General features: G+C 64.4%; 12 protein-coding genes. 7 read left to right on the top strand and 5 right to left on the bottom strand.

Annotated features, from left to right (window positions below):
- Positions 1-105: 105 nt before the first annotated feature.
- Positions 106-1,089 (bottom strand): ATP-binding protein, encoded by a 984-nt coding sequence (locus tag SO140_RS39560; protein ID WP_449381992.1) that lies wholly within the window; start codon positions 1,087-1,089, stop codon positions 106-108.
- Positions 1,090-1,270: 181 nt separating this feature from the next.
- Here SO140_RS39560 and yajC point away from each other — a divergent pair, with 181 nt between their 5' ends.
- The 6 genes from yajC (at position 1,271) to SO140_RS39530 (ending at position 7,008) form a co-directional block, all read left to right on the top strand.
- Positions 1,271-1,624, top strand: a complete 354-nt coding sequence (yajC, locus tag SO140_RS39555; RefSeq protein ID WP_027527361.1) for a preprotein translocase subunit YajC — start codon at positions 1,271-1,273, stop codon at positions 1,622-1,624.
- Between the two features lie 46 nt (positions 1,625-1,670).
- Entirely contained in the window at positions 1,671-3,269 is a 1,599-nt protein-coding gene (secD, locus tag SO140_RS39550) for a protein translocase subunit SecD (RefSeq protein ID WP_449381991.1), read from the top strand.
- A 10-nt stretch (positions 3,270-3,279) separates the two neighbouring features.
- Positions 3,280-4,299 (top strand): protein translocase subunit SecF, encoded by a 1,020-nt coding sequence (gene secF / locus SO140_RS39545; protein WP_449381990.1) that lies wholly within the window; start codon positions 3,280-3,282, stop codon positions 4,297-4,299.
- A 181-nt stretch (positions 4,300-4,480) separates the two neighbouring features.
- Positions 4,481-4,864, top strand: coding sequence for an Mth938-like domain-containing protein (locus SO140_RS39540; protein ID WP_498543897.1), 384 nt, complete (start codon positions 4,481-4,483; stop codon positions 4,862-4,864).
- Positions 4,861-5,718, top strand: a complete 858-nt coding sequence (locus SO140_RS39535; protein ID WP_498543896.1) for a phytoene/squalene synthase family protein — start codon at positions 4,861-4,863, stop codon at positions 5,716-5,718. The genes SO140_RS39540 and SO140_RS39535 overlap by 4 nt, the downstream gene beginning before the upstream one ends.
- Positions 5,719-5,763: 45 nt before the next feature.
- Positions 5,764-7,008 carry a threonine ammonia-lyase gene (locus SO140_RS39530; RefSeq protein WP_498543895.1) on the top strand — a complete coding sequence of 415 codons (1,245 nt, stop codon included), beginning with the start codon at positions 5,764-5,766 and terminating at the stop codon, positions 7,006-7,008.
- 7 nt (positions 7,009-7,015) lie between these two features.
- Here the strand turns inward: SO140_RS39530 and SO140_RS39525 are convergent, their stop codons facing one another.
- The 3 genes from SO140_RS39525 to SO140_RS39515 form a co-directional block, all read right to left on the bottom strand.
- On the bottom strand, positions 7,016-8,110 hold the full coding sequence (locus SO140_RS39525; protein WP_498541403.1) for a serine/threonine protein kinase: 1,095 nt from the start codon (positions 8,108-8,110) through the stop codon (positions 7,016-7,018).
- 7 nt (positions 8,111-8,117) lie between these two features.
- Entirely contained in the window at positions 8,118-9,545 is a 1,428-nt protein-coding gene (trmFO, locus tag SO140_RS39520; RefSeq protein ID WP_449381985.1) for a methylenetetrahydrofolate--tRNA-(uracil(54)-C(5))-methyltransferase (FADH(2)-oxidizing) TrmFO, read from the bottom strand.
- Positions 9,546-9,668: 123 nt separating this feature from the next.
- Positions 9,669-9,821, bottom strand: a complete 153-nt coding sequence (locus SO140_RS39515) for a DUF1127 domain-containing protein (RefSeq protein ID WP_084801802.1) — start codon at positions 9,819-9,821, stop codon at positions 9,669-9,671.
- 732 nt (positions 9,822-10,553) lie between these two features.
- Here SO140_RS39515 and SO140_RS39510 point away from each other — a divergent pair.
- Positions 10,554-10,814, top strand: coding sequence for a hypothetical protein (locus SO140_RS39510; protein ID WP_449381984.1), 261 nt, complete (start codon positions 10,554-10,556; stop codon positions 10,812-10,814).
- A 165-nt stretch (positions 10,815-10,979) separates the two neighbouring features.
- Here SO140_RS39510 and SO140_RS39505 read toward each other — a convergent pair whose 3' ends face one another.
- Positions 10,980-11,804: a lytic murein transglycosylase gene (locus SO140_RS39505; protein WP_449381983.1), complete on the bottom strand. Its 825-nt coding sequence runs from the start codon at positions 11,802-11,804 to the stop codon at positions 10,980-10,982.
- Positions 11,805-11,826 lie beyond the last annotated feature (22 nt).

Below are 11,826 nucleotides of genomic sequence, written 5' to 3'. Positions count from 1 at the left end.
ACACCCTCACCGCCGCTTACCCCAGTCGCCGCTTACCCCATAGCATCTGGATTCCCCGCTTTCGCAGGGAATGACAGTTGTAGGTGGGGCGCGACCTTCCGGACGTTAATTCGCCGTCAGCTTCACACCCAGCCGCCCCGCAAGCTCCTGCACGAACTGCCAGGCGACGCGGCCGGAGCGTGAACCGCGCGTGGTCGACCATTCCAGCGCCTCGCGCTCCAGCGCCTCGTCGTCGACCTTGATGCCGAAATGGCCGCAATAGCCGTGGACCATGGCGAGGTACTCGTCCTGGCTGCAACGGTGGAAGCCGAGCCACAGGCCGAAGCGGTCCGACAGCGAGACCTTCTCCTCGACCGCTTCCCCCGGGTTGATCGCAGTGGAGCGCTCGTTCTCGATCATGTCGCGTGCGAGCAAATGACGGCGGTTGGAGGTGGCGTAGAGGATAACGTTGTCGGGCCGGCCCTCGATGCCACCTTCGAGCACGGCCTTCAGCGATTTGTAGGACGCATCATTGCCGTCGAAGGAGAGATCGTCGCAAAAGACGATGAAGCGGAAGGACGACCCGCGCAATTGCTCCATCAGCGCGGGCAGCGTCTCGATGTCCTCGCGATGAATCTCGATCAGCTTTAGTTTGTCGGAGGCTTTGCGGTCCGCATTGATGCTGGCATGGGCGGCCTTCACCAGTGACGACTTGCCCATGCCGCGCGCGCCCCAGAGCAGGGCGTTGTTGGCGGGAAGGGCGTTCGCGAAGCGCTCGGTGTTCTCGATCAGGATGTCGCGCATCCGGTCGATGCCCTTGAGCAGGAAGAGATCGACGCGGCTGACTCGCGGCACCGCCGACAGGCGGCCGTCCGGATGCCAGACGAAGGCGTCGGCACGCTCGAACGAGACGGGCGCGGCGGTCGCAGGTGCCTGGGTCGAAAGGTGCGTCGCAATGGTCTCCAGCGCACGCACGATGCGCTCCTGCGCGAGGTCGGTGGTTTGAGCCTTGGGTCGTTTTGCCGCGAGGCGGGTGGGGTTTCGGGCAGGGGTCTTAACAGCGGTCTTGGTGGCCTTCCCGGCGGCGGTTTTGCTTGGTTTTCTGGGCATGTCCGAAGTTCCTGAGAATGCAGCCTTATCGGGCCTGAGCGCCTCCCGCAAGATGGCCAAATCGTCAGTCTGGCAGCGTTGCAATTGGGACCGCTGCCGCTATAGTCCGCGCGAAATTTGACCGACCCGGCTGCCCAAAGGGGCCGATGCCGGCCTTCTCCCGTTCACGAGGATCGTCCGAATGTTCATTACCCCTGCGTATGCCCAGGCCGCGGGCGCCGGCGACACCAACAGCATGTTGATGTCGCTGCTGCCGTTCGCCCTGATCTTCGTGATCATGTACTTCCTGATTCTGCGCCCGCAGCAGAAGAAGGTGCGCGACCATGCCGATCTCGTGAAGAACATCCGCCGCGGCGACACGGTCGTGACGTCGGGCGGCCTCGTCGGCAAGGTCACCAAGGTCGTCGACGACGACCAGATCGAGTTCGAAATTTCCGACGGCGTGCGGGTGCGGCAGATGCGCCAGATGATCTCCGGCGTGCGCGCCAAGGGCGAGCCGGCCAAGGAGAGCGCCAAGGACGACTCGGCGAGCTGATCGCTCGCTCGAGCCTCGTATTCTTCTGATCTGACAGGTTCACTCGATGTTGTATTTCACGCGGTGGAGGGCGCTGGGGATCATCCTGACGGCGCTGATCGTGTGCCTCTGCGCGGTCCCGAACTTCTTCCCCGAAGCACAGGTCAAGACCTGGCCCGCCTGGGCGCAGCGCCGCCTGGTGCTCGGCCTCGACCTTCAGGGCGGGTCCTATCTGCTGCTCGAGGTCGATTCCAACTACGTCAAGAAGGAGAAGCTCGACCAGGTTCGCGACGACGTCCGCCGCGTGCTGCGTGAGGCCAAGATCGGCTACACCGGGCTGTCATCCAAGGGCGATGCGGTCGAGGTCCGTGTTAAAGATACCGACCTTCAGAACGCGCTGTCCAAGCTGCGCGACCTCTCCCAGCCGCTCGGCGGGCTGCTCGGCTCCAACGGCCAGCGCAGCCTGGAGGTCAGTGATGCCGGCGGCGGGCTGATTCGCCTGACCGTGCCGCAGGCCGCGATCACCGAGCGCGTGCGTCAGACCATCGAGCAATCGATCCAGATCGTCGAACGCCGCGTCAACCAGCTCGGCACCGTCGAGCCGGTGATCCAGCGGCAAGGCACCGACCGCATCCTGGTCCAGGTGCCGGGCCTGCAGGATCCGACCCGCCTGAAGGAGCTGCTCGGCAAGACCGCGAAGATGGAATTCCGCATGGTCGACCCCTCGGTGCCGCCCGATCAGGCGCAGAGGGGCAGCCTGCCGCCCGAATCCGAGCTCCTGATGAGTGCGAGCTCTCCCAAGGTACCCTATGTCGTGAAGAAGCAGGTGCTGGTTTCCGGCGGCGACCTGACCGATGCCCAGGCGGCCTTCGACCAGCGCACCGGCGAGCCGATCGTCAACTTCAAGTTCAACACGTCGGGTGCGCGCAAATTCGCGCAGGCCACGCAGGAGAATGTCGGCCTGCCGTTCGCGATCGTGCTGGACAACGAGGTGATCTCGGCGCCTGTCATCCGCGAGCCGATCACGGGCGGCCAGGGCCAGATCTCCGGCAGCTTCACGGTACAGTCGGCGAACGACCTCGCCATCCTGCTGCGCGCCGGCGCGCTGCCGGCGCCCCTGACCGTCATCGAGGAGCGCACCGTCGGTCCCGGCCTTGGCCAGGACTCGATCGAGAAGGGCGAGCTTGCGGCCTATGTCGGCTCGATCATGGTTATCGTCTTCATGCTGCTCACCTACCGGCTGTTCGGCCTGTTCGCCAACATCGCGGTGGCGATCAACGTTGCCATGATCTTCGGCCTGTTGTCGCTGCTCAACGCCACGCTGACGCTGCCCGGCATCGCCGGCATCGTGCTCACCGTCGGCATCGCGGTCGACTCCAACGTGCTGATCTACGAGCGCATCCGCGAGGAGCTGCGCGGCGGCCGCAACGCGATCTCGGCGATCGACGCCGGATTCAAGCGGGCGCTTGCGACCATCCTCGATTCCAACATCACGACCTTCATTGCTGCTGCCGTGCTGTTCTACATCGGCACCGGTCCGGTGCGTGGCTTCGCCGTGACGCTCGGCATCGGCATCATCACCACGGTGTTCACCGCCTTTACGCTGACCCGGCTGATCGTGGCCTGGTGGGTGCGGTGGAAGCGGCCGCAGAGCGTGCCGATCTAGGAGCCTGATTGTGACTCACTTCGTTCTCATCGGGCTTGGCGTCCTCATTGCCATCCTCACCGTGGTTGCGGCCCTCGGCCTATTGCCGTCGCTGCGAATCGTCCCGGACGATACGCATTTCGACTTCACGCGCTTCCGCCGCATCAGCTTTCCGATCTCGGCAGCGCTATCGATCGTCGCGATCACGCTGTTCTTCACCCACGGCCTGAATTTCGGCATCGACTTCCGCGGCGGCACGCTTCTGGAAGTGCAGGCCAAGTCCGGCACCGCCGACATTGCGGCGATGCGTACCGCGCTTGACGCGCTGGGACTCGGCGAAGTCCAGTTGCAGCAATTTGGCGGCCCCGAGAACGTCCTGATCCGCGTTGCGGAGCAGCCGGGCGGCGATGCTGCCCAGCAGGAGGCGGTGCAGAAGGTGCGCGGCGCGCTCGGCGACACCGTCGAATACCGCCGCGTCGAAGTGGTTGGCCCGCGCGTCTCCGGCGAGCTGCTCGCCTACGGCATGCTCGGCCTGATGCTCGCGATCGTCGCGATCCTGATCTATCTCTGGTTCCGCTTCGAGTGGCAGTTCGCGCTCGGCGCCATGATCGCCAACGTGCACGACATCGTGCTGACGATCGGATTCATGTCGATCAGCCAGGTCGATTTCGACCTGACCAGCATCGCGGCGCTTTTGACGATTCTCGGCTACTCGCTCAACGACACCGTTGTCATCTACGACCGTATCCGCGAGATGCTGCGGCGCTACAAGAAGATGCCGATGCCGCAGCTCCTGAACGAGTCCATCAACTCGACGCTGTCGCGCTCGATCATCACCCACGTCACGGTGACGCTGGCCTTGCTCGCGCTGCTGATCTTCGGCGGCCACGCCATCCACAGCTTCACCGCCGTGATGATGTTCGGCGTCGTGCTGGTCGGCACCTACACCTCGATCTTCATCGCGGCCCCGATCCTGATCTATCTCGGCGTCGGCGAACACCGCGAGGACGCCGTGGATACGGCTACGCCGGCGAAGAAAAATCGGCCATGATCCGAACCGCGTGCCCTCGCAGGAGTTTGCGAGGGCAGTAGCCCAACGCGCGATGAGGTTAGGGTGAATCATCATCGCGCTTCAGCGTGTTGTTTGAGCATGATCGTTTCGGAAAACCGCTGCACACTTTGCGCTAACGCGGCCCTCCGGGTCCGGATCATGCTCTAGTCGGACGAATCCCATGGCCGGCGATCCCAACGCTCCACATTTCCCGCGCTCGGCGCCGATCGACGCCTATGGCAAGGGCGGCTTTGCCTTTGCCGGCATGTCGCATCGCGGCTCGCTGCTGTGCCTGCCCGACGCGATCTGGGCGTGGGACGTGACCGACCCCGCCAAGATCGACCGCTACTCGCTGGAGCGGGTCTTTGCCGCGGCCAACAGCATCGACACGCTCCTGGTCGGCACGGGAGCCGGCGTGTGGCTGCCGCCGCCGGAGCTGCGCCAGGCGCTGAAGGCGGTGAGGGTGGTGCTGGACACGATGCAGACTGGCCCCGCGCTGCGCACCTACAACATCATGATCGGCGAGCGACGGCGGGTCGCGGCGGCCCTGATCGCCGTGCCATGAGTGGAGCACCGGCTGCCGACGCCGCCTTCTGTGCCGATCTCGTGCGCAGCCACGATTTCGCGCGCTACGCCGCGACCCTGTTCGTATCAGCCAATGAGCGCCGCGCCCTGCTCGCGCTCTATGCCTTCAACGCCGAGATCGTCCGCGTCCGCGATCAGGTGACCCAGCCGCTGCCCGGCGAAATCCGCCTGCAATGGTGGACCGACATGCTGGCTGGCCATGTCCATGGCAGCGCCGAGGGCAATCCCGTCGCCGCCGAGCTCCTGGTCGCGATCCGCGACTATAATCTGCCGGTCGAGCCGTTATCGCGGCTCGTCGAGGAGCATCAGTTCGACCTCTACAATGATCCGATGCCGACCATGGCGGCGCTTGAGGGGTATCTGACCGAAACGTGCTCGGCGCTGTTGTCGCTTGCCGCATGGATCTGCGCGCGGCCGTCGGAAGCGATCGATCATCTCGCCCGTCACGCCGGCTTCGCGCAGGGCATGGTGCAGGTGATCGCCAGCCTGCCGCGCGATGCCGCGCATCGCCAGCTCTTCGTACCGCAGCAACTCCTGGAAGGCCACGGCAGCACAGTCGAGGAGGTGTTTGGCCGCAAGGAGACGCCGGCGCTGCGCGCGGCGCTGGATGAGCTCACGAGCGAGGCGCGAAAGCATATCGCGACGGCGACCTCGCTGCTGGCGGAGATACCACCGCCGGCAAGGCTGGCGTTCCTGCCGCTGGCAACGGCGCGCCGCGATCTGGCGCGCCTGTCCCGCGCGGATCGCAATCCCTTCCTGCCGCAGCCGCCGTCGCGGCTAGGAACCCTGTGGACGCTCTGGCGCGCGGCGCGGTCGCGGCAATTTACTAAATAGCGGCTCCCGTATCGCCGCGGCAGGCCAGATGCCCTATATTGCCCTATGGCCGAAGCACTCGACACCACCTTGCACGACACGCCGGATTCGGCGGTCGTCCTCGCCGACGTGCGCGCGGCTGCGGACGTTGTCCGCGGCGCCATCGTCGAGACGCCCTGCAATTACAGCCGGACGCTGAGCGCGATCTGCGGCTGCGATCTCTGGCTCAAGTTCGAAAATCTCCAGTTCACCTCCTCGTTCAAGGAGCGCGGCGCCCTCAACCGCCTGACCGCGCTCTCAGCGGAGGAGCGGCAACGCGGCGTCATCGCGATGTCGGCCGGCAACCACGCGCAGGGCGTTGCCTATCACGCCAAGCGCCTCGGCATTCCCGCGACCATCGTGATGCCGGTCGGCACGCCGATGGTGAAGATCGAGAACACCAGGCATCACGGCGCCGAGGTGATCGTCACCGGCACGACCCTGGAAGAGGCCGCCGCGTTCGCGCGCACGCATGGCGAGGCGCGCGGCATGATCTTCGTCCATCCCTATGACGATCCGCTCGTCATCGCCGGGCAGGGGACGGTCGGGCTCGAGATGCTCAAGGCGGTGCCGGAGCTGGATACGCTGGTCGTCCCGATCGGCGGCGGCGGCTTGATCAGCGGCATCGCCATTGCGGCCAAGGCGCTCAAGCCGTCTTTACGAATTCTCGGCGTCGAGGCCTGGCTCTATCCCTCGATGTACAACGCCATCCATGACGGCAACCTGCCCGCGCGCGGCGACACGCTCGCCGAAGGCATCGCGGTGAAGTCGCCAGGCAGGATCACGACCGAAATAGTCCGCCGCCTCGTCGACGACATCGCGCTGGTGAACGAGGCCGAGCTCGAACGCGCGGTAGCGACCCTGATCTCGATCGAGAAGACGGTGGTGGAGGGCGCGGGCGCCGCTGGGCTCGCGGCGATCATGAGCGATCCCTCGCGCTTTGCCGGCCAGAAGGTCGGCCTTGTCCTGAGCGGCGGCAACATCGACACGCGGCTGATCGCCTCGGTGCTGACCCGCGAGCTCGCGCGCGAAGGACGGCTGACGCAATTGTCGCTCGACATCCCCGATAGGCCGGGCCAGCTCGCCGCCGTGGCGGCACTGCTGGCGGAGGCCGGCGCCAACATCATCGAGGTCTCGCACCAGCGGACGTTCTCCGATCTGCCGGCCAAGGCGACGCTGCTTCAGCTCGTCATCGAGACGCGCGATGCCGCGCATCTCGACGAGGTCATGGCCAAGCTCGGCGAATCCGGCCTGAGCGCGCGCTGTACGTGAGCCGCAGCTAGCTCGTCGGCAGATCCGCCTCGAAGTTAAACCGGTCGCGCAAATTCTTGCGCTGCTCCAGGATATCCTTCAGGAAGGCGCGGTCCTGGTCGCTCGTGATCATCGGCTCGATGAGATCGAGCTGGTTCATCGCCACGAGCTGCAGGATCTCGGTGCGCGGCTTGCCGTTGGCGTCGCGCGGCAGCGCGTGCACGACCTGGATATGCTCGGGCGGCTTTGGTCCCTTCGCAGCCGTGAGCTCGTTGCGAAGCTGGCCTTCGAGCGCCGACTGGTCCGCCTCGACGAAGGCGTAGAGCCCGACGCCGGAGCGGCGGTCGGCGAAGGCAACGATGGCGGTATCGCGCACGGCGGGATTCTTGCGGATCAAATCGACCAGCACCGGCGCGTCGTTGACGAGCCTGCGGCCACCGCCCTCGCGGTCGGTGAAATTGAAAAGACCGCGGGTGATCGCGCGATAGACCTTCTTGCCGGTGGCGAGCCAAAGGCTCGCGGCAAAGGATTTCTTGGCGAGGATCTTGCGCTCCCTGGGCGTCAGCGCCTCGGGCGCATAGGAGCGCTTGTGCTTCAGCAGATGCCGGAGATCTTCATAGGCGAGAATGCGATACAGCCGACCGCGACGCTCAAAGCAGGCGGCGAGCTGGAAATCGGTCACATAGGCGCGGCCGTCGCGGCCGACCAGCCAGTTCTGCTCCTTCGCAAGGTCGTTGTGGCAGATGCCGGCGCGGCGCAGCCGGCGCAACGCGTCCTTGGCGGAACGGAAATAGGCGACATTGCCGTGCGGCTTGGCCAGATGCAGCGCGACGCCATCGACGAAGCCGCGGACCAGCGCGCGACGCCCGGCCCATAGCAGCTCGGGGCCGACGTTCAGGCCCTTGGCCAGCGCCAGCGCATGTTTCTCGCGCGCGAACAAATGGCGCGCCAGCACGAACGACCACCACGGCACCTCGTCGAGCCGGCGCAGCACCGCATCGACCTCCTCGGGCTCATTCCTGAAACGGCCGCGCTCGACGGTCGAGAACACGTCGCGCTTCAAAAGCACGCCCTCGGTCCAGCGCGCCGCGAGCACCGCGGCGTCTTCTTTGGGTAGGCTCATGACAGGCTCACGCCGCTGCGGCGATGTTTTGGTGATCGGCGATCCAGCGATCGAGATCGGCGAGCGCACGGGCGCTCAGCGCCTGCTTCTTGGCGATCGTCTTCTCGTTGCCGCGCAGCCGCGTGCCATCCGGCTTTTTGGTCGGCAGAGTCGCGAGCGGCGGGAACAGGCCGAAATTGATGTTCATCGGCTGGAACGAGCGCGTGCCCGGCTCGATCGTCTCGATATGGCCGCCGGTGATATGGCCGAGCAGTGAGCCCAGCGCGGTCGTCGCGGGCGGGCTCGTGAGCTGCTCGCCACGCGCATCCGCTGCCGCATAGAGGCCGGCAATCAGGCCGATGCTGGCAGATTCGACATAGCCCTCGCAGCCCGTCATCTGCCCTGCAAAGCGCAGCCGCGGCTGCGCGCGCAGGCGGAGCTGGCCGTCGAGCAGCTTTGGCGAGTTGAGGAAGGTGTTGCGATGCAGACCGCCAAGGCGCGCGAACTCGGCGTTCTCCAGGCCTGGAATGCTGCGGAAGATGCGCTGCTGCTCGCCATACTTCAATTTCGTCTGGAAGCCGACGATGTTGTAGAGCGTGCCGAGCTTGTTGTCCTGGCGAAGCTGCACGATCGCGTACGGCTTGGTCGTCGGATCGTTCGGATTGGTCAGCCCGACCGGCTTCATTGGCCCATGACGCAGCGTCTCGGGCCCGCGCTCGGCCATCACCTCGATCGGCAGGCAGCCGTCGAAATAGGGCGTGTTGGTCTCCCACTCCTTGAACTCGGTCTTCTCGCCGGCAATCAGCGCGGCGACGAAGCCGTCATACTGCTCCTTCGTCATCGGGCAGTTGATGTAGTCGGCGCCGTTGCCGCCGGGGCCGACCTTGTCATAGCGCGACTGGAACCATGCGACCGACATGTCGATGGAGTCGCGGTGCACGATCGGCGCGATCGCATCGAAGAAGGCGAGCGCGTTTTCATCGGTCAGTTCGCGAATCGCCTCCGCCAAGGTCGCGGAGGTGAGGGGACCGGTCGCAACGATCACATTGTCCCACTCGGCCGGCGGCAGGTCGGCGACCTCGCCGCGAGCGATCTCGATCAGGGGATGCTCGTTCAGCGCCTTGGTCACGGCCGCGGAGAAGCCCTCGCGGTCGACGGCCAGCGCACCGCCTGCGGGAACCTGGTTGGCGTCCGCCGCGCGCATGATCAGAGAGCCGAGACGACGCATTTCGGCGTGCAGGAGGCCGACGGCGTTGTTGGCGGCATCGTCGGAGCGGAACGAATTCGAGCAGACGAGCTCGGCGAGTCCGTCGGTGCGGTGGGCCTCGGTCATACGGCTCGGCCGCATCTCGTGCAGCACCACGGATACGCCTGATCTGGCGATCTGCCAGGCTGCTTCAGAACCGGCGAGGCCCGCGCCGATGATGTGTACGGTCTTGGAGTTGGATCCTGTCATGGGCGCGACAGGTAGCGCTTTTCAGTGTCGAGTGGAATCGCCGTGATGGCGTTTCTCACCCTAGAAACGACAACGCCCGCACGAGGCGGGCGCTATCGGTTGGTCCGGTCCGTGAAGGGCCAATCAGCCCTTGTAGGCTCCGGCGGCAACGCGCGGAATGTCCGAGCGGTCGAGGCCGATGTCGGCCAGCTCGCGATCGCTGAGCTGCGAGAGTTCTGCGACATTGCGCTGATAGTCCCGGAACGCGTGGATCATACGGATGAGCGAGAGCAGCATGGTAGTCTCCTGTAGTTCGATTCAACCCTTGACCTGGGCGTCATCGTTGAAATGAATATAGATGGGACTGTTGCAGTGCGGAAGTTCCGATGTTGCGATGCAGCTAAGCGAACAGCGCATAGCGACGGTAAGGATCGATTAACCGGTTGGCGATCCCGCCCGAGAGCTGGGCCCACTGGACCTGAAGTCGCAATAACATCCCGTGAAATCACGGGTTTATAGCATTTTCTGTTGGTTCCATCTGTTACAAAAATATGTCGCCGAGAGGCCCGCTGCAAGCCGCCAGGCGGAATTCGCAGCATCCCGTCCTATGCGCGAATCGCATGCATTATGATTCATAAAATTGAGTAATGGTTCACTCTTTTGTCATCTCTGAAGCCATCGACGGGAAGGCTGTTGTCGAGTCTGGGGCGTTTGGAGTGCTCAGCCAGCTTCGAGCGTGGACGGTACCGATTCCCGCACGAGCCTGGTCACTGGGCCCAAGCTCGGTCTGTGTGACCCCGACCACATCATCTTCGTTGCGGTGCACACACGCCGAGCGTGTGAGAGCGAAATTACAAAACTGTAATGAAAATCAGAAATTTCGCATGAGAGCTCTGCGCGTCGCGCAACATCACGCAATTCTCGCGGGGAATTCATTCTCAAAACTTGCGGCGGTCGACCAACAATATCATCCGCAGATTCCGGCAATGACGTCGGGCTGCGCAACAATATAAGAGAAGGAAGGTAACAATGAAGACGTTACTAGGGGTCATCGCAATCGCCGCCGTCGCATTTGCCGTCGCTCCCGCGCAGGCCGCGAAGAAGATGGGCGGATGCAGCTCTACCAATCTCGAGCAGACCGAGACCGCGATCGAGAACATGTCCGACGGCGACAGCAAGCTCACCGCGCAGAAGGAGATCGCTGCGGCTCAGGACGCGCTGCTGAACGGCAAGATGGGTATGTGCGGCGCGCACCTCAACAAGGCGATGCACGCCACCGCGGGCAAGTAAAACGACAGGGAAGCCAAGGAGGGCCGGTCGCGACGCGATCGGCCCTAATTTCTTTGAAGCTTGCTAACGCGCGATGAGATCAGCATGAACCGTCATCGCGCGTTGGGTTATTGTTTGTGCATGATCTTTTTCGGAAAACCGCTGCGCACTTTTCCGGATCATGCTTTAGGGGGCGCGCGCGAGCTGCGTCGCGAAATAGGCGACCGTCTTGGCGTAGACCTCGCTCTTATTCCATTGCTGGAGCACCGCAAAGTTGGGGCCGCCGGGCTCAAAATCCTTGCCGCGCTGCCAGCCGTAGTTCGAAAGATAATTGGCGGTCGAGGCGAGCACGTCGGTCGGGCTGTGCAGGAGGTCGCGCCGGCCATTGCCGTCGAAGTCGACGGCATATTTCATCCAGGATGACGGCATGAACTGAGTCTGGCCGAGCTCGCCGGCCCAGGCACCCTTCATTTCGTTCGGCGCGAGATCGCCACGCTGGACGATGCGCAGCGCGTCCATCAGCTCGCCGCGAAACTGCTCGGCGCGCCGGCAGTCATACGCGAGCGTCGCGAGCGAGCGCAGCGTCGGAAACTTGCCGGTATTGACGCCGAAATCGGTCTCCAGCCCCCAGATGGCGACGAGCACTTCGCCCGGCACGCCGTAGGTCTGCTCGATCCGCGACAGCACCGAGCCGTACTGCTTCATCATGTTGGAGCCGCGCTGCATGCGCGGCGGCACCATGCGGCCGGAAAACTCCTCAAAACTCTGGCTGAAGACCTTTTGCGAGCGGTCCCGCGACAGCACGCTTTGATCCAGCGTGACGCCGGCAAGGCCGGCCGTGATCGCCTGCTGCGAGATGCCCTTGGAGGCGGCTTCGGCCTTGAAGTCGGCAACCCAAGCATCGAAATTGCCGGAACCGCATGCGACTGCGGCGAGCGTGGGCCCGGCTGAAGCGATCGAGGCGGTGAGGGCGAAGGCTGCAAGGGCGAGACGAGAGATCGTCGGGGTCATCAGAACAAATCGATTCCGTGAA

It is taken from the genome of Bradyrhizobium sp. UFLA05-108 (assembly GCF_059803455.1).
Note: the sequence above shows the minus strand (reverse complement) of the source record. Positions and strands in the feature narration are given on the sequence as shown.